At 54.6% G+C, this 20875-nt stretch carries 27 protein-coding genes; 22 read left to right on the top strand and 5 right to left on the bottom strand.

From position 1 onward, the window contains the following. Window positions 1-4 precede the first annotated feature (4 nt). From H8Z83_RS10460 to H8Z83_RS10410, 11 genes are all read left to right on the top strand, one after another. Window positions 5-1216 (top strand): FprA family A-type flavoprotein, encoded by a 1212-nt coding sequence (locus H8Z83_RS10460; protein ID WP_187014982.1) that lies wholly within the window; start codon window positions 5-7, stop codon window positions 1214-1216. A gap of 165 nt (window positions 1217-1381) precedes the next feature. Then, a complete protein-coding gene (locus H8Z83_RS10455; RefSeq protein WP_187014981.1) occupies window positions 1382-3898 on the top strand; it encodes a ribonucleoside-diphosphate reductase subunit alpha in 2517 nt (838 codons plus the stop codon). Between the two features lie 10 nt (window positions 3899-3908). Next, complete coding sequence (locus H8Z83_RS10450) at window positions 3909-4952, top strand: ribonucleotide-diphosphate reductase subunit beta (RefSeq protein WP_187014980.1); 1044 nt, start codon at window positions 3909-3911, stop codon at window positions 4950-4952. 34 nt (window positions 4953-4986) lie between these two features. Next, on the top strand, window positions 4987-5850 hold the full coding sequence (locus H8Z83_RS10445) for a nitroreductase family protein (RefSeq protein WP_187014979.1): 864 nt from the start codon (window positions 4987-4989) through the stop codon (window positions 5848-5850). 128 nt (window positions 5851-5978) lie between these two features. Beyond that, the gene (locus H8Z83_RS10440) at window positions 5979-7160 is read left to right on the top strand and encodes an FprA family A-type flavoprotein (RefSeq protein WP_187014978.1); all 1182 of its coding nucleotides are present in this window, start codon (window positions 5979-5981) and stop codon (window positions 7158-7160) included. A 301-nt stretch (window positions 7161-7461) separates the two neighbouring features. Next, window positions 7462-7731, top strand: coding sequence for a helix-turn-helix domain-containing protein (locus tag H8Z83_RS10435; protein WP_187014977.1), 270 nt, complete (start codon window positions 7462-7464; stop codon window positions 7729-7731). Beyond that, complete coding sequence (locus tag H8Z83_RS10430) at window positions 7691-8023, top strand: DUF4300 family protein (RefSeq protein WP_187014976.1); 333 nt, start codon at window positions 7691-7693, stop codon at window positions 8021-8023. The genes H8Z83_RS10435 and H8Z83_RS10430 overlap by 41 nt, the downstream gene beginning before the upstream one ends. A gap of 320 nt (window positions 8024-8343) precedes the next feature. Then, a complete protein-coding gene (locus H8Z83_RS10425; RefSeq protein WP_187014975.1) occupies window positions 8344-8556 on the top strand; it encodes a hypothetical protein in 213 nt (70 codons plus the stop codon). After that, window positions 8553-8753: a helix-turn-helix domain-containing protein gene (locus tag H8Z83_RS10420; RefSeq protein WP_187014974.1), complete on the top strand. Its 201-nt coding sequence runs from the start codon at window positions 8553-8555 to the stop codon at window positions 8751-8753. The genes H8Z83_RS10425 and H8Z83_RS10420 overlap by 4 nt, the downstream gene beginning before the upstream one ends. A gap of 147 nt (window positions 8754-8900) precedes the next feature. Next, window positions 8901-9215, top strand: coding sequence for a hypothetical protein (locus H8Z83_RS10415; RefSeq protein WP_187014973.1), 315 nt, complete (start codon window positions 8901-8903; stop codon window positions 9213-9215). 92 nt (window positions 9216-9307) lie between these two features. Then, window positions 9308-10621: a hypothetical protein gene (locus tag H8Z83_RS10410; protein WP_187014972.1), complete on the top strand. Its 1314-nt coding sequence runs from the start codon at window positions 9308-9310 to the stop codon at window positions 10619-10621. 25 nt (window positions 10622-10646) lie between these two features. Here the strand turns inward: H8Z83_RS10410 and H8Z83_RS10405 are convergent, their stop codons facing one another. The 5 genes from H8Z83_RS10405 to H8Z83_RS10385 form a co-directional block, all read right to left on the bottom strand. Continuing rightward, complete coding sequence (locus H8Z83_RS10405; RefSeq protein WP_187014971.1) at window positions 10647-10919, bottom strand: hypothetical protein; 273 nt, start codon at window positions 10917-10919, stop codon at window positions 10647-10649. A 105-nt stretch (window positions 10920-11024) separates the two neighbouring features. Beyond that, a complete protein-coding gene (gene trxB, locus H8Z83_RS10400; RefSeq protein ID WP_187014970.1) occupies window positions 11025-11948 on the bottom strand; it encodes a thioredoxin-disulfide reductase in 924 nt (307 codons plus the stop codon). A gap of 10 nt (window positions 11949-11958) precedes the next feature. Beyond that, complete coding sequence (trxA, locus tag H8Z83_RS10395; RefSeq protein ID WP_418499825.1) at window positions 11959-12282, bottom strand: thioredoxin; 324 nt, start codon at window positions 12280-12282, stop codon at window positions 11959-11961. A gap of 9 nt (window positions 12283-12291) precedes the next feature. After that, window positions 12292-12708 (bottom strand): RrF2 family transcriptional regulator, encoded by a 417-nt coding sequence (locus H8Z83_RS10390; RefSeq protein ID WP_187014969.1) that lies wholly within the window; start codon window positions 12706-12708, stop codon window positions 12292-12294. A 2-nt stretch (window positions 12709-12710) separates the two neighbouring features. Then, window positions 12711-13133, bottom strand: coding sequence for a rhodanese-like domain-containing protein (locus H8Z83_RS10385; protein WP_187014968.1), 423 nt, complete (start codon window positions 13131-13133; stop codon window positions 12711-12713). 198 nt (window positions 13134-13331) lie between these two features. Here H8Z83_RS10385 and H8Z83_RS10380 point away from each other — a divergent pair, with 198 nt between their 5' ends. From H8Z83_RS10380 to H8Z83_RS20195, 11 genes are all read left to right on the top strand, one after another. After that, window positions 13332-13721 (top strand): Fur family transcriptional regulator, encoded by a 390-nt coding sequence (locus tag H8Z83_RS10380; protein WP_187014967.1) that lies wholly within the window; start codon window positions 13332-13334, stop codon window positions 13719-13721. Beyond that, entirely contained in the window at window positions 13718-14227 is a 510-nt protein-coding gene (locus H8Z83_RS10375) for a ferritin (RefSeq protein ID WP_187014966.1), read from the top strand. The genes H8Z83_RS10380 and H8Z83_RS10375 overlap by 4 nt, the downstream gene beginning before the upstream one ends. A 94-nt stretch (window positions 14228-14321) precedes the next feature. Then, on the top strand, window positions 14322-14501 hold the full coding sequence (locus tag H8Z83_RS20200; protein WP_366464142.1) for a nitrous oxide-stimulated promoter family protein: 180 nt from the start codon (window positions 14322-14324) through the stop codon (window positions 14499-14501). A gap of 14 nt (window positions 14502-14515) precedes the next feature. Beyond that, on the top strand, window positions 14516-15130 hold the full coding sequence (locus H8Z83_RS10365; RefSeq protein WP_187014964.1) for a class I SAM-dependent methyltransferase: 615 nt from the start codon (window positions 14516-14518) through the stop codon (window positions 15128-15130). Window position 15131: 1 nt separating this feature from the next. After that, the gene (locus tag H8Z83_RS10360; RefSeq protein WP_187014963.1) at window positions 15132-15737 is read left to right on the top strand and encodes a class I SAM-dependent methyltransferase; all 606 of its coding nucleotides are present in this window, start codon (window positions 15132-15134) and stop codon (window positions 15735-15737) included. A 15-nt stretch (window positions 15738-15752) separates the two neighbouring features. Continuing rightward, a complete protein-coding gene (locus tag H8Z83_RS10355; RefSeq protein WP_187014962.1) occupies window positions 15753-16454 on the top strand; it encodes an L-2-amino-thiazoline-4-carboxylic acid hydrolase in 702 nt (233 codons plus the stop codon). 26 nt (window positions 16455-16480) lie between these two features. Next, window positions 16481-17257, top strand: coding sequence for a ZIP family metal transporter (locus tag H8Z83_RS10350; protein WP_187014961.1), 777 nt, complete (start codon window positions 16481-16483; stop codon window positions 17255-17257). Between the two features lie 154 nt (window positions 17258-17411). Further along, on the top strand, window positions 17412-18203 hold the full coding sequence (locus H8Z83_RS10340; protein WP_187014960.1) for a class I SAM-dependent methyltransferase: 792 nt from the start codon (window positions 17412-17414) through the stop codon (window positions 18201-18203). 44 nt (window positions 18204-18247) lie between these two features. Beyond that, window positions 18248-18604, top strand: coding sequence for a DUF3793 family protein (locus H8Z83_RS10335; RefSeq protein ID WP_187014959.1), 357 nt, complete (start codon window positions 18248-18250; stop codon window positions 18602-18604). Window positions 18605-18640: 36 nt separating this feature from the next. After that, complete coding sequence (locus H8Z83_RS10330; RefSeq protein WP_187014958.1) at window positions 18641-19063, top strand: flavodoxin; 423 nt, start codon at window positions 18641-18643, stop codon at window positions 19061-19063. 678 nt (window positions 19064-19741) lie between these two features. Continuing rightward, window positions 19742-20575 carry a helix-turn-helix domain-containing protein gene (locus H8Z83_RS20195; RefSeq protein WP_494546119.1) on the top strand — a complete coding sequence of 278 codons (834 nt, stop codon included), beginning with the start codon at window positions 19742-19744 and terminating at the stop codon, window positions 20573-20575. Window positions 20576-20875: the final 300 nt, after the last annotated feature.

The following is a 20875-nucleotide window of genomic DNA, read 5'->3' as shown; positions in this document are numbered from 1 at the left end:
TAAGATGTATTGCGTGCGTAAAGTAACGAACGACCTCTACTGGGTGGGCGCCAACGACCATCGCCTGGCCCTGTTTGAAAACTGCTTTCCCATTCCCCGGGGCGTAAGCTACAATGCCTACTGCCTGCTGGACGAAAAGACGGTGCTCTTTGACACGGTGGACTGGTCTGCCTGCCGCCAGCTTTTGGAAAACCTGGTGTATGTGCTGGATGGCCGCGAGCTGGACTACCTGGTTGTTAACCATCTGGAGCCGGATCACGCCGCCTGCATTGAGGAGATCCTGCTGCGCCATCCCAAGGTGAAGCTGATCTCCAACGAGAAGGCCTTCATGCTCATGCGGCAGTTCGGTTTCCATGTGGACGGGCATGAGTGCATCGAGGTGAAGGAGGGCGACACCTTCTCCTTCGGCAAGCACACCGTCACCTTTGTGGGAGCGCCTATGGTCCACTGGCCGGAGGCCATGGTGACCCTTGACGTCACCGACGGCGTCCTCTTTTCCGCCGATGCCTTCGGCACCTTCGGCGCGCTGGACGGCAAGCTGTTTGCTGACGAGGTGGATTTCGAGCGGGACTGGCTGGACGACGCCCGCCGCTACCTCACCAACATCGTGGGCAAGTACGGCCCCCACATCCAGCTCCTACTGAAAAAGGCCGGCGGTGTTTTGGATCAGATCAAGTATATCTGCCCGCTCCACGGCCCCGTGTGGCGCAAGGATCTGGGCTGGTTCATCGAAAAATACGACACATGGAGCCGCTATGCCCCTGAGACCCAGGGCGTGCTCATCGTCTACGCCTCTATGTACGGCAACACGGAGAACGCGGCGCAGGCGCTGGCGGCGTCGCTCTGCGACAAGGGCATGAGCAAGGTGGCGATGTACGATGTGTCCTCCACCCATGTCTCCCAGCTGATCTCCGAGGCGTTTAAGTACAGCCACATCGTTCTGGCCTCTGTGACCTACAACCTCGGCATCTACCCCGCCATGCACGACTTCCTCATGGATATGAAGGCACTGAATCTGCAAAACCGCACCTTTGCCATCATTGAAAACGGCTCATGGGCGGTGAAGTCCGGTGACCTCATGCAGAAATTCGTCAACGATGAGCTTAAGAACATGACGGTGCTCAACGAGCGCCTCAGCCTCGCCTCGTCCATGGGCACGGACAAGCGCACTGAGCTGGAAGCACTGGCGGACGCCATTCTGGAATCTATGAAATGACTGGCAGGGAAGCCAAAACCAAGACAACAGACAACAAACAGCCCCGCCGCGTCGGCTGCAGAAAAACCGGCTTTCAAAAACAGAGCGGGCAAGCGTGATACTGCGCTTGCCCGCTCTTTGCCCAAAAGGACATGAGAAGTGACCGGAGAAGAGGAGAGGATCGAAATGGAGATCAGAAAACGAAACGGGGAGTCTGTTCCCTTTCAACAGGAGAAAATTTTCAACGCCATGAAAAAAGCGTTTGATGGACAGAGGAGGGAGATCGGGAGCAGAGAGCTGAATGAGATCCTCGCCGCCGTTCTCGACAACCTCGCCGCCGCAGCGCCGCTCACCGTGGAGCGTGTGCAGGACGAGGTGGAGCGGACGCTCATGGAGCGCGGACACTATGAGGTGGCAAAGGCGTACATCCTCTATCGCGAAAAGCGGTCTGCGCTGCGCCGCGTCCGGCATACCATCGCGCAGACGGTGGGGGATAACTCGCTTGACGAGGTGCTGCGCCGTATCCAGATGGATTTTACCGAGGAAGTCTACTCCCTCGCGGCGCTTCAAATGAAGTTTGAGAGTTTCTGTCGCCCGGGCATGACGGAGGATGAGCGGGCTGAGGCACTGACCAAGGCAGCGGTAGAGCTGACTACGGCAGAGGCACCCAAGTGGGAGTTCATCGCGGCGCGGCTTCTGAACCACTCCTTTCGCTGTCGCAACGCACAGGAATGGGAGGGGCGCGGCGTCGGCGACCTCTATGGCAGGCTTCGCTATCTGACGGATAAGGGACTCTACGGTGATTATATCCTTGCCCACTATACCCACGAGGAGATTGCCATGGCGGAGGGCTTTCTCTGCCCGGAACGGGACGAGCTGTTCACCTACTCCGGCCTTGACCTGCTGCTCAAACGCTATGTGATCCAGTCACGCAGCCGCATGCCGTTGGAAACACCGCAGGAGATGTTTTTGGGTATCGCGCTGCATCTTGCTATGAACGAAGGCTCTGACCGCATGGGGTGGGTAAAACGCTTTTACGATATGCTCAGCCGTATGGAGGTCACGATGGCGACACCTACCATGTCCAACGCACGAAAGCCCTACCATCAGCTTTCAAGCTGCTTTGTGGACACTGTGCCGGACAGTCTGGACGGCATCTACCGCTCGCTGGACAACTTCGCAAAGGTCTCTAAATTCGGCGGCGGAATGGGGATGTACTTCGGTAAGGTGCGCGCTGCAGGCAGCACCATCCGCGGCTTTCAAGGGGCGGCGGGCGGTGTTATCCGCTGGATCCGGCTGGTCAATGACACCGCCGTGGCGGTGGATCAGTTGGGGATGCGGCAGGGCGCTGTGGCGGTTTACTTAGACGCATGGCACCGGGATCTGCCGGAATTCCTTCAACTGCGCACCAACAACGGCGACGACCGCATGAAGGCGCATGATGTGTTTCCCGCCGTGTGCTATCCGGATCTCTTCTGGCGACTGGCGGAGGAGAACATAGACGCGCCGTGGCATCTCATGTGTCCGCATGAGATCCTCACGGTCAAGGGCTATGCACTGGAGGATTACTGGGGTACGGAATGGGAGAAGCGGTATCTGGACTGCGTCAATGACCCGCGCATCGAAAAGCGCAGCGTCACCGTCAAGGACATCGTGCGGCTGGTGCTTCGTTCAGCAGTGGAGACCGGCACGCCCTTCGCCTTCAACCGCGACAGCGTAAATCGTATGAACCCAAACGGCCACACGGGAATGATCTATTGCTCCAATCTCTGCACGGAGATCGCGCAGAACATGGCGCCCATCGAGCATATCAGCACTGAGGTGCACACGGAGAACGGCGACACAGTGGTGGTGACGGCTACACGCCCAGGTGAGTTTGTGGTCTGCAACCTGGCGAGTCTGTCTCTCGGTAATCTGCCGGTGGAGGACGAGGCCTATATGGAACGCACGGTGGAAACGGCCATCCGCGCACTGGATAATGTGATCGACCTCAACTTCTACCCGTTGGAATACGCGCGGCTTACCAATCAGAAGTACCGCAGCATCGGCCTGGGCGTCAGCGGCTACCACCACATGCTGGCAAAGCGCGGCATCCGCTGGGAGAGCGAGGAACACCTTGCCTTCACCGACGCAGTGTTCGAGCACATCAACTACGCCGCCGTCAAGGCGGACGCAGCACTGGCACGGGAAAAGGGTCGTTACGCGCTCTTTGAGGGCAGCGACTGGCAGACGGGCGCGTATTTTGAAAAGCGGGGTTATACCTCCGAAAAGTGGCGGGCACTTGCGGAAACGGTGGCGGTGCAGGGAATGCGCAACGCCTATCTGCTGGCGGTCGCACCGACCTCCAGCACATCTATCCTCTCCGGCACGTCGGCGGGCATCGACCCAATTATGAAGAAATTCTTTTTAGAGGAAAAAAAGGGCAGCATGCTGCCCCGCGTTGCGCCGGAGCTTTCTATGGATACATGGTGGTACTATAAGGCGGCGCATCTGATCGACCAAAGCTGGTCGGTGCGCGCCGCGGGCCTTCGCCAGAGACATATTGACCAGGCGCAGAGCATGAATCTCTATATCACCAATGACTATTCCATGCGTCAGGTGCTCAGACTGTATTTAGAGGCGTGGAGGGCCGGCGTCAAGACCATTTACTATGTCCGCAGCAAGGCCCTTGAGGTCGAGGACTGCGAAAGCTGCTCGTCATAAGGAGGATAGCATGACGGAACTGAAGAAAAAGCCCCTCTTTAACCCGGAGGGCGACCCTGATGTGCGCCTGCGGCGCATGATCGGCGGCAATACCACCAACCTCAACGACTTCAACAATATGAAGTACGCTTGGGTCAGCGACTGGTACCGGCAGGCCATGAACAACTTTTGGATCCCTGAGGAGATCAATCTCTCGCAGGATGTGAAGGACTATCCCCACCTGCTGTCAGCCGAGCGCAGCGCCTACGATAAAATTCTGAGTTTTCTTGTCTTTTTGGATTCCATTCAGACAGCGAACCTGCCTAATATCGGCGCCTACATTACCGCCAACGAGGTCAATCTCTGCCTGTCCATTCAGGCGTTTCAGGAGTGTGTCCACTCACAGAGCTACAGCTATATGCTCGACACCATCTGTTCCCCCGTGGAGCGCAATGACATCCTCTACCAATGGAAAACGGACGAGCATCTGTTGCGCCGCAATACCTTCATTGGGGACTGCTACAACGAGTTTCAGGAGCGGAAGGACGCTCCCACGCTGCTGCGCGTGATGATGGCGAACTATATTTTGGAGGGCATCTATTTTTACAGCGGCTTTATGTTCTTCTACAATCTCTCCCGAAATGGGAAGATGTCCGGTTCGGCGCAGGAGATCCGCTATATCAACCGCGACGAGAACACGCACTTGTGGCTGTTCCGCAATATCATCACGGAGCTGCAAAAGGAGCAGCCGGAGTTGTTCACCGCCGAGAGCGTACAAGCGCTGCACGAGATGATGCGTGAGGGCGTGGAGCAGGAGACCGCATGGGGGCATTATGTGATCGGCGACGACATCCCCGGGCTGAACCGGCAGATGATCCGCGATTACATCCGCTATCTCGGCAATCTTCGCTGGACGAGCCTTGGCTATCCCGCATTGTATCCGGGCTTTGAGAGTGAACCGGAGAGCATGGAATGGGTCAGCCAGTACGCCGACGCCAACATGGTCAAGACCGATTTCTTTGAGGCACGCAGTACCGCCTACGCCAAGAGCACCGCACTGATAGACGATTTATAAGAAAACCAAAGACATCAGAATAGGAGATACTACTATGAATTACAGCGCTATGATTCAAAATCGCAGATCCGTTCACGCATTCCGCGAAAAGGAAGTTCCGAGCGAGGCTATCGGCCAGCTCCGATCCTACTATGAAAAGACCTGCCCCCGTCTTGTCCCGGAGATTGCAACGGAGTTGATCGTCTTGGACAAGAATGCACAGCCGGCGCTGGAGAGCTCAGCGGGCTATAAGCAATTTCTCATCGGAGCACCGCACTACCTGCTCCTGATGTCTGCCCCGCATTCCTATGCGGCCATCAACGCCGGCTACATGATGGAAGATCTCGTCCTCAAGCTGACTGAGTTGGACATTGACACCTGCTGGATGACATTCACCGACAGCGACAAAATCAAAAAGGCACTTTCTCTTACCACCCCGTTAGAGGTGGCGGCAATCGTTGCCTTTGGCTACGGGGAAAAGACCGCAAAAAAGCTGCGGCTGAATATCCTAAGTATGTCTCAGATCGATGTGCGGGCTGAGCAGCAGTACTACGCGCCCAAAAAGGGTGTGCATGATTTGGTTCACATGGGGAGCTGGAGCAACAAGTCTGGGCTTGACGAGATGATGGACTTCTACGACGATATGCTCTGGCAGTCCTTCTACGCCGCTTCGCTCTCCCCCAGCTATCTCAACCGTCAGCCCTATGGCTTCCTTGTGCAGGATCACAGCATCTATTTGGTGCAGCAGGAGGATGCCTACACCGATAATTTGGATGCCGCATTGGATCTCGGTATTGTCATGCTCCACTTCTCCGCCGTCGCCTCCCAGTGGGCGGGGCAGGTACGCTGGGAACTTTCACCTGCTGCGCCCGACGGCCTGCCGGAAGGACTTCGCTCCGCTGCGGTGTACCACATGTAACGACTCTGGGGGAAGCAAGGCAACGGTAAAATGCGCGACCGTCGATCCGCGGTTGAGCGTATGTTCCGTTAGAAAGGAAGAACCTATCAGTCAGAGTCTGAGTAAGGAAAATAGGAGGTATTTTTTATATGGCTATCCGAACGGTAACAGATGCCATCCGCTATGTAGGGGTGGATGATAACACATTGGCACTCTTTGAAAACCGGTACCCCGTCCAGCCTATGGGAGTGAGCTACAACTCCTATGTCATTCTGGACGAGAAAATCGCCGTGATGGACAGCGTGGACGCACGGGCGGCGGAGGAATGGCTTTCCAATGTAGCGCAGGTGTTGGAGGGGCGCAGTCCCGACTATCTTGTGGTCACACACATGGAGCCAGATCATTCCGGCAGCCTCATGCGGATAGCGCAAGAGTACCCGGAGATGAAGATCGTGGGAAACGCGAAAACTTTTACCCTGATCAAGCAGTTCTTTGGCACGGGTGCATTGTCGGAAGACCGTATGCTGGAGGTTGGCGAGGGCAGCATACTCTCTCTGGGTTCGCACAGACTGCAATTTCTGCTGGCGCCGATGGTACACTGGCCTGAGGTGATGACGGCGTATGAGGAAACGGAAAAAATCCTGTTCTCGGCGGATGCCTTCGGACGCTTTGGCTCACTGGAACGGACTGCCCGTGCCCCCTGGGTGCCGCAGGCCCGACGGTATTATTACAATATTATCGGGAAATATGGCGCACAGGTGCAGGCTCTGCTGAAAAAGACCGCCGCGCTGGAGATCCAAACGATCTGCCCGCTCCATGGTCCCGTGCTTACAGAAGGGCTGGAGGAGTGTCTGCGGCTCTATGATCTCTGGTCACAATGGAAACCGGAAGAACCGGAGAGCATACTGATTGCCCACGCATCCATCCATGGAAATACTGCCCATGCGGCGAAGACCCTCAAGGGTAAATTAGAGAAAAAAGGCGTGCAGGTCAACATATGTGATCTCACTGTGACAGATCTTTCCTACGCTATTGCCAGTGCGTTCTACTGCGGGAAGTTGGTTTTAGCCAGCTCCACCTATGACGGAGGACTGTTTCCGCCCATGAAGGAGTTTTTGGAACATTTACAGACAAAGGGATTCCGAAACCGCCGGGTTGGCCTTATTGAAAACGGCTCTTGGGCACCTGCTGCCGCGCGGCTGATGCGCACCAAATTGGAGGAAATGAAGGATATCCACCTTTACGAAACGGTAGTGTCTCTGCGTAGTGCATTGAACCAAGCCAGCGAAGTGCAGATGGACGCTCTGGTGGCTGAGCTCTGCGCGGAGTAGGCGGCGAGTCTGGCTTCGTCCGGCCGCCCGATGTCTCAAAAGCAAAACATCGTCGCCGATTTATTTAGACAACAATATGGCGTTGAGTGATGCCGAAGCTTTGAAAATGGATCGAAGCGCAGCCGCAGATGTTCTCTGCGGCTGCGCTTTTTGTATTCTGACCACGGTGCAAACGGATGGCTTTGACAGTTGCCCTTAGTTTCTGAGGGAATACGAAGTGTGCTGCATGGAAGTGTACTTCGTGGTGGGATAAGATTTTTGCAGAAGATGCAGAAATCTGTCGAGACGGAGGACTCAGCACATGAATCCATATAAAAAAATACTCCGAAAATTCTTCTCGGAATATGTCCGCACTTTAAGGAAATGCAGAGGACTGACACAGGAGGAAATGGCGGAAAAACTCCGCATCTCTGGACGGGCATACAGCGATTTGGAGCGGGGCATATATTGCTTTTCCACTGTTGCACTGGTGTTCCTGCTGCTCATGCTGGAGGAGGGGGAAATAAAGGAACTTTTATCTCCCCTGCTGGATGAGATCGAAAAAGTCGAGGGCAGAGGGGTGGCGGAGTGATCCGTTCTTCCACGATAAGCCGACCGAGGAGGAATCTCTGCTATTTGTCGGGCATGTTGGCGTTCTTTTGACGGCAGAGGACGGGACGCTGCACTTTGTAGAAAAGGTTGCCTTTCAGGAGCCGTACCGGATGCTGCGCTTTGCCGACCGAACGGCACTGAGCGATTACCTTATGGGGAAATGTGACACCTCATGGGGACAGGATATGGCGAGCCCCTTTATCATGGAGAATGACGAGTTTATGGACGGCTGGCGTCCAAACCCGGATAGAAAAAGCTCCGCGATCGGCTAAGGGCTGCGCATTGCTGCCAATATAAGAAATCCCCGACTCCGATAGACAGGTGTTCGTAAAACAGGTTTAGACCGAAATTACGAAATGAGCATCTGTCAGGCGGGATTGGCAACGGAATAACGGGTATCTGGTGAGAGTCGGATACCCGTTATTTTTTGCCGCCACGAAAAGCAATAGATTTATTCACAGCTTTCAGGTATAATTGCCTTAAATCAATCTTATCCCATCCATTCCGAGATTTTTTCAAAAAATCTCAAAAAAGTTTGGAAGCATTGGAACAATTCAGCCGTTCTCATGCCCTCTATAATAGAGGGCTGAATATGGACGGCTTGACTGAACAGGAGATTGCAGACAAGGTTGGCTACAAGACCGCCAGCACAGTCCATAAGCGGATCGCCAAAATCGTAGGAGCTTATGAAGACTATGTGACAGTGGAGTATCAGAAGTATTTGGACAAGTTAACAGACGCAGAAACGGCAGCAGTTACCGAAATGGTAGCTGCTGCCGTTTCTGCGGGAAAGGAGATTCTATGAGCAGAGAACCGTTTGAAGCCATGCCCGATGTGATGGATGCAAAGCAGCTTGCCGAAGCGTTGCAGATTTCCAAAGCGGGTGCATATAACCTTTTGAGCAGCCCGGACTTCCCAACCTTGCGGATCGGCGGGCGTAAATTGGTGATGAAAAATGAGCTGGTGGAGTGGCTGAAAAGCCGCACAAACAAAACATCGTGAAAATGCAGTCAAGAGCTGGAAAAGTGGCAAATCAGTCAATAAGGCAAGGCGAAATATACTCCGCATCGTTTAGGGTGTTTCCATCAAAAATCGCAGCACTTTCCCAATTCAAGAGCTGGGAAAAATCTATGAAAATCAGGAGGTTTTATGAGAACAGGACTTACCAAGAAGCAAAAGACAACCATGATCTATTTTGACGAGCAGAGCCGCATCATTGAGGTGCAGACCCACAACACCGATCTCAAAAAGCGGCTGACAGCATTTGCGGCAAAGTACCCGCAATGCTGCCGCCAGACCGACGATGATGAGCAAGGCGGGCTGACCTTTGAGATTGAGAAAGGGCGTTTCTCTTTCCGTCTGACCGCGCCATACAGCGCAGAACGCCGGAGAGCCGCCAGCAAAGCGGCGAAAAAGTGCGGCGTTCATAGAAAAATTACACATTTGTGTGGAGACAGTAATTGAAAAGTTCGTGCTTTGCATGATATAATTATATTGGATAAGTTTATCCGCACAAAGTGAAAGATGATGATATGCCCGAAAGGAGGAACACTTTTATGAAACGACTGCCAATTATTGTGCTGACGCTTGCGCTCTGCCTGCTGACAGCGGGCTGCGGCGCAAAGCCAAACGAGCCAGACGATGGGGACTCTGCAAAAGCAGGGATTGTCGAACGGATGGCAGCGGTAAAAGCAGCGGAAATCAAATATATCTCATCATTCTTTTCTCGTGAGCATGTAAACGCCGAAGACATGGCCTCCGTCCTCAATGCCGCTGCGGAACATCGCAGTGAGCAGTCCAGTCAGGGATTGAACCATTATACGATGGAGATATACCTCTCCGGGGGGCCTGACGCATACAGTTCATCTGACGAACACTTCGTTTTCTTTGCCGGACTGGATGAAAACCATATAAACGGCATTTATTTCAACGGAAAAGGAGACAGCCATCGCATGAGCTTTGAGGACGAAACGCTCTACTGGCTGATCCGCAACAGCTACCGCACCGAAGAACATGTAGATAAAGACGCTTATGCATACTACCGGGACACTCTTGACCGGCGTGCGCAGCGATTGGTTTCGCATTGCGTCTCTCCATCCCGAACGGATATCCTCACCGGCTATGAGGTTGTGCAGTTTTATCAAAAAGAAGTCCTTACGGACGAAAGCGGCAGCTACACGGTCTATTGTTGGGAACCCGCGTTTCTGGCGGATTCTACCGACGCTGTTCCGTGGGTGGGAGGGATGTGCCTCGATGCCGACGGCAGAGTCTGCGCCTATGAGCAGTACACCTATTTTGTGGCAAAAGGTGAATCCGGAGACTTCCCACCCTACCGTTTCCTGTTCTGGGATTTGTATAACGGAGAAACCGAAGAAGCGGGAAAAGAGCACGCTTTGCAGCGTATCCGGCAGGCGTTTGAACCGGCGGTTCAGGCGCATTGGGCGGAGAATGTGTTGGTCGGCCTTTCCGATTACCACGAGGTTTCCGTCAGTACGGCAGAGCCGCTGGCCAGGGTGCTACTTTCCTGCGAGTATGCCGTAAAGGACTTCAAGGTGCTGGGAATCGAGGCTTCTCCCATGAGCAACAGCCTATCGTTTTCCACAGAAGAGCTGTACGCTCTGGACGAACTGTCACCGGATCGTCCGCTACTGCTGAATATGACATTCTATGGGTTGCTGCCGTATTACGGGGTATCCTATGTCGATGACAGCGGCGAAACGATAAGCTATTCCATCAATATGAGCGGCGAAGACGGCTCTGTGATTTTAACCGAGTTTTTACCGTGCACACAGTGCAGTACAGCCTCGAACGGTCTGATAATCAAAAACACCAAAGCGCAATCGACAAAAATCGGTTGCGCTTTTCTATAGTGACTCTCCAATGACAGACATGTGGTTATTTCTCTCTAAAGAGCGAAACAGAGTTTAATAAAATCGATATTCCTACACATACCCACAGAGCCTTGCTCATGGTTGGCATGATATCCATCAAGCCTCCCCAATCTTCATTTAGCACACGCATCGCTTCGTCTGAATAAAAGGAACATACGGTCAATGCAGTGAAAGATAAGGCTGCGAATCTAAACCATTTTGCATTCTTACTTTTAAAAGAGCAAATCAAATTGAATCCTGTAAAAATGATCGCAGAAATTCCTAAAAACAGCCACATATATTGCCTCCTTAAATTCTCTTACCCTGCACCCCTATGAGGCATGGTCGCAATCGTGTTGCCTGCGGACAGGAACTGCCGATGAGAGGATCGTTTGCAGCCCCTTTACCGATTCTCTGCCAGATATTCCTCTGCGTAGTGGACAGCCACTGCGCCGTCCGATACGGCGGTGACCACCTGCCGCAGTGCCTTGGTGCGCACGTCGCCCACGGCGAACACGCCGGGAAGATTCGTGCGGGTGGATTCGTCCGCGATGATATAGCCGGATTTGTCCAGTGCCAGTTCGCTTCGGAACAACTCCGTCGCCGGGGCGCGTCCCACGCTGATGAACACGCCGTCACAGGCAAGCTCACGCTCTGCGCCGGTATTGACGTCTTGCAGCCGAAGTCCCGTCAGGCGGCTTTCGTGCAGCAGCGCGGAGACGGTGCTGTTCCAGCAGAATTCCACGTTGGGCGCGGCCATCAGCGGCTCATGATAGACCTTCGTTGCCCGCAGGCTGTCGCGGCGGTGGATGAGGTAGACCTTTTTTGCGATGCGGGACAGAGCAAGTGCGTCCGCCGCGGCAGAGTTGCCGCCGCCCACCACCGCCACGGTCTTGCCCCGATAGGGCGCACCGTCACAGGCGGCGCAATAGTGAACGCCCTTTCCTATGAGCGCTTCTTCGCCGGGAACGCCCAAGGGGCGGGGCGACGCGCCGGTGGCGATGACCACCGTGCTGCTCTGAAAGACACCTTCGCTGGTGTCCAGCGTTTTGATTTTTCCTGACAGACTGGCCTTGTACACCTCCGCCAGCTCCGTCACCGCGCTGAAGCGCTCGGCGCTCTGCTGCATTTTTTCGCCCAGCGTAAAGCCGTCGATGCCGCTTTCAAAGCCGGGGTAGTTGTCGATCTGTTCCGTCAGCGCCATCTGCCCGCCGGCAGAGAGCTTTTCCAGCACCAGGGTGGAAAGCCCGGCACGGGCGGCGTACAGGGCGGCGGTGTATCCGGCGGGGCCGCCGCCGATGATGATCATATCATAGATCTGCTCCATAGCCACGCCCTCACTGTGCCAGCGTTTCCCGGATAAATGTCTCAATGGCCGCCTTGGAGGCGGGTGCGACAATAGAGCCGAGCGCTTTTCCGTTCTTAAAGAGCATCAGCGTGGGGATGGTGTCGATGCCGAAGCGCTGGATGAGCTGCGGCTCCTCGTCATAGTTGATCTTGCCGGTGATGAGCGTGTCGGCGTACTGCTCGCCCACCTTGTCGAAGGCCGGGGCAATGCGGCGGCAGTAGGGGCACCACTGGGCCCAGAAATCCACCAGCACGGGCTTGTCCGCGTGCAGGACGTCATTTTCAAAGCTGTTGATCGTAATGGTAAGCATCATAAGATCCTCCTATTTCTGTGTAAAAAGCTGTGTTTCAATATCCGTGATGGTAATGCGCGAGAGATACGCGGCGCACTGCTCGTTCATGTTCCGATACAGCGTGTCCATCACGCCCGCCATGCCGGAGCAAATGGCGCAGTCCCGGTCAATGTCGCCGCTGTGCCACGCGCAGTCCACAAAGCGGGTATTTATCGCCTCCGCCACCTGCCGGAGAGAAAGGGCTGCGGGGTCGGTGCAAAGGCGATAGCCGCCGTCCAGACCCTCCCGGGTCTCCACCATTCCCGCCTTTTTCAGCCCCGCCAGCACCCGGCGGACGCGGGTGGGGTTAGTGCAGATGTTCTCCGCCAGCGCTTCGCTGCTGAGAGAGCGTCCGCTGTGGCTCAGGCAGACCAGCGCGTGAACCGCCAGATTAAAGGAACTGTCCACCCTTATCCCTCCTTCACAAGCTCGTAGGGCCAGTCGATGACGCCGCCGAAGTCGTAGACGCTCTGATACCCCAACGCCAGCAGCTTTTCTGCGGCATCCTTGCTGCGGCGGCCGCTGCGGCAGTAGACCAGCAGCGTGGCTTCCTTATCAGGCAGCGCTTCGGGCATTTCGCTCCCGATGCTCTCGTTGGGGAGAAGGACGGCGTTTTCAATATGCCCGCCGTCGTATTCTTCCTGGGTACGAACATCAACCACCACGACCTCCTGCGAGGCTATCATCTCATAGGCTTCCTCGGTGCTGATCTTATGATACGCCGCCTTGCTTGAACTTTCCTTCGCCGTGTCTTCTTTTGTTTTGGACAGCGCACAGCCGCTCAGCAGCGCGAGCGAGGCGGCAAGAAGCGCAAAAAGCAATATCTGACGCATAAATACACCTCCAAAACATTTGTGCTTATCGCTGATACAGTTTATACTGTGATTATAACAGATACAGTTAAAACTGTCAAGGTACTTCGGGGCAGCTTTTGGGGCACAAGCCTTTTGTGGTTGTTGACAGAGAAAAAAATATAGGTATAATAAAAGCAAAAGAATAAGACTTATTCTTGTAGTTGGAGGGTTGGCAGTATGCCAAAATACGCAGAGGAGATATTGGCCGCCGTAACGGAGCTGCAGCAGCATCCCACGGCGGAGCAGGTGTTCCTGGAGATGAAAAGGGAGCATCCCAGCATCGCCATTGGCACCGTGTATAAACATCTGAACGCCTTGGCGGGGGAGGGTCTGCTGCACCGCATCACCGAGTCGGGTTCGCCGGACCGGTACGACCGAACGGAACGGCACGATCACTTGATTTGCAGCTGGTGCGGGAAAATCGCGGACGTTCACCTGCCGGATATGCAGAGCCGGATCGAGCACGCGCTGGGACGGGAGATCCTCTCGTATGATCTTAAAATCCGGTATATCTGTCCCGATTGCAGGGAACAGGAAGAAAACAACACTGAAGGAGGAGCCCAATGAACGCTAACGTATCTAAGCTGCTCAACGAGCAGATCAACAAGGAGTTCTACTCCGCCTATCTGTATCTGGATTTTGCAAATTACTACGCCTCCGTGGGCTTAGACGGCTTTGAGAACTGGTACCGGGTACAGGCGCAGGAGGAACGGGATCACGCCATGCTGTTCTATCAGTATTTGCAGAACAACGGCGAGGGCGTCACCTTTGAGGCCATCGCAAGGCCGGAGTGGGAACGAGGCGACCACATGACCCCGCTGAAAAAGGCGCTGGAGCATGAGAAGCTGGTCACTGCCAGCATAGACGCCATCTACGCCGCCGCATACGAGGTCAGGGACTTCCGCGCCATGCAAATGCTGGACTGGTTCATTAAGGAGCAGGGCGAGGAGGAGAAGAACGCCGCCGACCTCATCACCAAGATGGAGCTGTTCGGCGGTGACAGCAAGGGGCTGTATATGCTCAACAGCGAGCTGAAGGCACGGGTCTACACCGCGCCCTCGCTGGTGCTGTAAGCCCCGCGCGTCTGCGGGCTTTCGCATCAGGCAAAAGGCAGACTGCATACAGGTGGCCTGCCTTTTCTTCCACCAGGCGGTTAGAGGAGACTAACTGTGTATAAAACAGAAAGGACTTCAGAACTTAAACAAGGAAAAGGAGATCGAAACCGTTACCCTCATGGTGCGCCGGTATTGTTGGGGCGTGCATGGGACAAGGGGCGAGGCGCTTTGTCCGGCGTGCAATGCACTGCTGGAATACGCCAGAGAGCGGCGGGACAGATGCCCGCCATGAGGAGAATGACAGCCATGAGAAATCATAGGAACTTTTGGGACAGAAATGCCGGTCGGTACGACCGCTTTATGCGAAAGGACCGGGCGGCGTATGAGGAGATGTATGCGCTGATCCGGCCGGTGGTGAAAGCAAAAACAGTGCTGGAGCTTGCCACCGGCACGGGGCTGATTGCAAAGCACATCGTAAACGCGGCGGCGCACATCGAGGCGACGGACGCCTCCGCAGAGATGATTCTTGAAGCAAAGCGGGATAATCAATCTGCAAAGCTGCATTTTTCCGTGCAGGATATGTTCCGCCTGCCCTATGCGGACAAGTCCTTCGATGTGGTGATCGTATCCAACGCACTGCACATCGTGCCGCAGCCGGAGAAGGCCCTTGACGAGATCCGTCGGGTACTAAAGGACGGCGGCGTGCTCATCGCACCCACCTTCACCCACGCAGGAAACTCGTTTTCCGGCAAGGTAAAGGCATTTTTCATGAAGCTGGCAGGATTTCCTCTCCACAGCAAGTGGGCGAGCGAGGAATACCTGTGCTTCCTGCGGCAGAACGGCTGGACGGTGCGGAAAAGCGCTGTCCTGAAAGCCTCGTTCCCGCTGACCTATGCCGAGTGTGTAAAAATGGAGGTGTGATATGTCATTCTTTGAAAACACCCGCAAGCCCGTGGGCTTTGGCGGGAAAATTATGGTCGCCATGATGAATGTCGGGCACAGCGCCGTGGCCCGGTGGGGGCTCCAATTTCTGAATGCCGCGCCGGACACCAAGGTGCTGGACTGCGGCTGCGGCGGCGGGGCGAACATCCGACGGCTGCTGAAAAAATACCCGCAGGCTATCATCAAGGGCATCGACTATTCGCCCGTCAGCGTGGAGAAGTCGAAAAAGGTCAACGAGGCCGCCATCGCGGAGGGGCGCTGCGCCGTTCTGCAAGGCAGCGTGGCGGATATGATGTTTGCTGACAACTGGTTCGATGCGGTCACAGCCTTTGAAACTGTCTATTTCTGGCCTGATCTGCCCCGGTGCTTCCGGGAGGTTTCCCGGGTGCTGAAGCCCGGAGGGACATTTCTCATCTGCAACGAAAGCAATGGCGACACAGACAAGGACGAGAAGTGGACAGAGATCATCGGCGGCATGACCATTTACAAGGACACCCAGCTGAAAGCATATCTGGAGCAGGTGGGCTTTCACGAGGTGCAGATCCACAAAAAGAAGGGCTGGCTTTGCGTCACGGCGCGGAAATAAGGGAGAAGCAGCCAGATGAAGGACAATGCTTTGCAATTCGACCGCAGCTACCACGTGCTGTATTCCAGGCCCTGCAAGAAGGAGATACGGGCAAAAATCGCCCTGCACTATCATGCGGTAGAGCGGGAGACGATATGGGAACAGGTACAGCGGCAGTATGCGGACTTTCTCTCCGACTGGCGCACCGACTTGGGCGGCAAAAAGAACTTCCACAACGGCGTAGGCGGCACCTACGACTGCATCGCCATCATGAGCTATTATGTGGTCTGCAAAGCAGTTACTTCGTTCTGCGAAATCGAAGAGATGGAGGAAAATCTGATTCTTCCGACCTTCCGCAGGCTGCGGTTTGTGAACTGCAACAAGCCGTTCTGGAGGAAGCTGATGTACAGAGCGTTTGTTCGTGCGAAAAGCGGCTGCGACAAATGGCACGATTACGAGATGTCGGTTGCGCCTTATGAAACCGATAAGCCTATTTATTATGAATTTACATCGTGTCCGGCAGCGGAGTTTGCTATCCGGCACGGTCTTACGGATATCATGCCCGCCTTGTGCAATGTGGACTATGCATCTATGGAGCTGCTCCACGCAAGGCTGGTGCGGACGACCACCTGCGTGGACGGCTGCCGATGCGACTATACCATCTGCGGCGACAAAGACCCATACTTAAAGGAACATCCCGAATACCGGGACGAGGCCGGATTTCGGAAAAATAAATAACAATTAACGCAAAGGCGGTGAGACAAATGGAAACTTTTCTCGGAATACTAATTCCCTTTCTCGGCACAGCACTGGGCTCGGCCTGCGTGTTCTTTATGAAAAAATCCCTCGGTGATCTGGTGCAGCGTTCACTCGCGGGCTTCGCCGCCGGGGTGATGGTGGCAGCGTCCATCTGGAGCTTGCTGATCCCCGCCATTGAGCAGTCGGAGGATATGGGGAAGCTGTCCTTTCTCCCCGCCTTTATCGGATTTTGGGTCGGCGTGCTGTTTTTGCTCCTGCTTGACCGTTTGATTCCCCATCTTCATGTGGGAAGTGAACAGGCCGAGGGTCCGAAAAGCAATCTCGGGCGCACCACCATGATGGTGCTGGCAGTGACCCTACACAACATCCCGGAGGGAATGGCGGTGGGCGTCATGTACGCGGGCTTCCTCGCAGGGAACACGCAGATCACAGCGGCAAGCGCGCTTGTCCTGTCCCTTGGCATCGCCATTCAGAATTTTCCCGAGGGTGCGATCATCTCCATGCTGCTCCGGGCGGAGGGGAAACGCAAGGGCCGAGCGTTTCTCGGCGGCGTGCTCTCCGGCGTGGTGGAGCCTGTCGGAGCGGTGCTGACGATTCTTGCGGCACAGCTCGTGATCCCGGCACTGCCGTATTTTCTGAGTTTTGCCGCGGGCGCCATGCTCTACGTTGTGGTGGAGGAGCTGATTCCCGAAATGTCGCAGGGAAAGCACTCCAATATCGGCACGATTTTCTTTGCAGCCGGCTTCAGCGTGATGATGACGCTGGATGTGGCGCTGGGATAGGCGCGGAGGTGCCGTTGCTTTTGCGACAGCGACGACATCAGCTACGCCGGTCTGCATCCGAAGCTCATTTGGCATCGAATGAAAACGCCGGGACGTGGTGACGACCGCTGAGATTTTCGCATGAAGACCGTTAGAAAAGAAAGGAGTCCCAAGAATGAAGCCTGACTACAAAAACTGGATCCCCAAGGGAATGCTGTTTTCGCTCATCGCGGGAACGATGCTGTCGCTTGCGCTGCTGCTCGTTTTCGGCGTATTCGGCATCGGTGTGAGCGGAAAGCTGCGCATCGTGCTAAGCGTGGTATTCGGCATCGCCTTTGTCGTCTGTGCAAAGTACACCGTGTGGTGCGTGTATGCCTATCGGAGCTTTTCCTATGACGGCGAACGCAAGCTCTCAAAGCAGCTCATTGACGGCACGGCGGAGCAGATCACACTACCGGAGGGCGGCGTGGGACTGGATATCGGCTGCGGCAGCGGTGCGCTGACCATTGCCTGCGCAAAGCGCAATCCGCAGGGGAAAATGGTCGGCATTGACCGCTGGGGCAAGGAATATGCCTCCTTCAGTCTGCCGCTGTGCGAAAAAAACGCCGCTGCTGCGGGCGTGAAAAACGCTTCGTTCCGGCGCGGAAACGCCGTGAAGCTGGATTTCCCCGACGAGAGCTTCGACGCAGTGACCAGCAACTATGTCTATCACAATATTACAGGGGCAGACAAGCAGGCACTTCTGCTGGAAACACTGCGGGTTCTGAAAAAGGGTGGAACATATGCCATCCATGACCTGATGTCGCCCGGTAGATACGGCGATATGCAGGCATTTGTCCAAAAGCTCAGGGATATGGGCTATGAGCGCGTGGAGCTGATCGACACGACCGACGGCAGCTTCATGACACCAAAGGAGGCCAAACGCCTGATGCTTCGCGGCTCGACATTGCTGCTGGGAAGAAAGTAAGGCGGCGATGACGTCAGCAATTCTGGTCTGCATCCGAGGCTTACTTGGTAGAGAACCATGGCATTGGGGCGCGGCGGCAGGCGGTGATCTTTGAAGAGCCGCCTACGGGCGGCTTCTCAAGGGCTATATGGTTAGAGTATGCTAACCGGCAAACATTCAAAGGAGACGAGAGCGGAGAGTTTCCGCACGAGGTGGGGCTGTTTCTCAGCTACCCGCCGGAGGATGTGAAGGGCTTCATCGACCACCGCGCGAACAATTTCAAGTGCACGGGGCCCTGGAAGGTCTACGGCGACGAGGGAAAGGCGCGCTCACTGTTCGCAAAATACAAAAAATGTACGGAGATCTACTGCGCACTCTGGCAAAGCGGCTCGAAGCTGGAGCAGCTTGCCGTCGCGGTTTGATCATATAAACTCATCAAAAGAAAGGAATTGACAAACATGAAAACTGCTGTTATTTACTGGAGCGGTACGGGCAATACGGAGGCGATGGCGCATGCCGTTGCCGAGGGCATGACCGCCGCGGGCGTGGAGGCTGTGCTTCTCACGCCCGCCGAGGTACAGCCCGGCGATCTGAACACCTACGACGCCATCGCCTTCGGCTGCCCCGCCATGGGCAGCGAGGTGCTGGAGGAAATGGAGTTCCAGCCCATGTTCGATGCCTGCAAGCACAGCCTCGGCGGCAAGCGCGCGGCGCTGTTCGGCTCCTACGGCTGGGGCGACGGCGAGTGGATGCGCACCTGGGAGAGTGACTGTGACAGCGCAGGGGTGAACCTCGTTTGCGAGAGCGTGATCTGCACGGAGACGCCCGACGACGCGGCGCTTGAAGCCTGCCGCGCCTTGGGTAAGGCGTTGGTGGAATGAAAAATGATGCCCGCCGCTGACGGTAACTTTAGCGGCAGATTGCGTGGTTTGCGTTTGCCAAACAGCCTATCCGAAAAGGCAGGGATACCTCTTGCGGTGTTCCTACCTTGCGCTGTATAGCGATGCTTTGAAAAAGAATATGCTCAAGCACCCAAGACAGGTGAACAGAGAGTCTCTATGTTGAGTAGCTGTAAAACCGAATAAGAAAACGTGTTTGAATCGATTGAATATTTCGCTGAAAGTACTGAGACCTTCCCTCTCGGCACACGGATGACATTGGGCAAACGGAGAATTCGCAGGAAAAGCAGGAATGCCTGGTGTTCTTCATTGAAATCCCTGCGCGCTTATGGTAAAATATTTTTTATAGGTACTGTGCCGTCGGATTTGAGGCAAACTGCGTACAGGCAGGCTGCCTTTTCTTTCATCCACTGGTTAGAGTAGGCTAACCAGCGTGCAGAACTGGAAAGGTGGAATAGGCCAATTTGCATAAAAGTGTCTAATCATGTGTCGGAGGAGGGAGCCTGGTATGCAAGAAGCACAATATGATTTTCTTCATGGGCAAACGGATCGCAGCGACTTTTTCTCCCCCGCAATGCAGCAGCTTTGTGGTATTATGAAAGACAATCAGGTTGCTTTGCCAAGCGATATTGGAGAAGGATATTTCCGCTATATTTCACCGTGCCCCAATATCGAGATGTACATCTGCGATGTAATGTTTTACAGGGACACAGTATTGCGGAGCAAGTGTATAAGGATTCTTTTTCCGTCGTTTTCTCTCTTTCCGACGCATTGGAGTGGAAGTCTTCGGGCAGAAACCAAAAAACGTTGTTGGAAAAGGGAGATTGCTGCGTATACGGCAGCGGTCTGTTTGATGCGGAAAATATCTATGAGGCAGGGCGGAGATATATAGGCGTCGGGCTGAACCTGCATCCCTGTCGGTTTCGGTCTGTGATGGATGGCTTGCAGAAGAAAAAGGCTTGCACCGCCTTTAACGGGGGTAAAACTCCACCAAAACATAGAATCACCGCTACCATAGAAGCCACAATACGCCAGATATTGCAGTGTAACTATAATGGCTGTGCAAAGTCATTGTATCAAGAAGGAAAGATACTGGAACTTGTTGCAGCCTTTGCGAACGAGATGATGGATCAGAATTCTGTCGCTGTGAAGGGGTCGTTGAGCTGGGCGGATAGCGAGGCGCTACTTCGGGTCAGGCGACAGATAGATGAGGGATTTCTGGAACCCGTGACCATCGCGGAGCTCTCCAAACAGCACTTTATGTGTGAATCCAAACTCCGTGAGATATTTCGAAAGCACTATGGAATCACCATATATCAATATATGTTAAATCGCCGCATGGAGCACGCCTGCGAACTGTTGTCTGCGCCCGACGCTCGGGTGAAAGACATAGCAGGGTTGGTGGGGTACAGCAACATCAGCCATTTCAGCGACGCCTTCCGAAAAAAGTTTGGATGCACTCCGAGCGAATATAAGAGGAGCTTACCATTCTGAAACATAAAAGCAAAGACACAGGTGTATTCTTTTGTGGTTACTATGTGCTAAACTATCCTTATCCATTTGGATAACCTCCTTTGTAACGGCAAACCATACCGTAAACAGCAGAGGAAAGCTACCAAAAAAACGAACTGTTATCAAAAAGTTATCATTTGAAGGGGATGCCCTATCTTTGTCTATGGCGGCACAATTTTTGCGCTGCCGGAGGCGTTCTTCTTTGGTTCTGCCAGCGCAACTGAGCGCACCCGAGATTTCTGTGGATTATTCCCCCTGCATATTGCCAAATATGCCGCAAAC

The organism is Dysosmobacter segnis, assembly GCF_014297285.1.
Classification (GTDB): domain Bacteria; phylum Bacillota; class Clostridia; order Oscillospirales; family Oscillospiraceae; genus Oscillibacter; species Oscillibacter segnis.
This window is presented reverse-complemented; position numbering and strand designations above follow the sequence as displayed.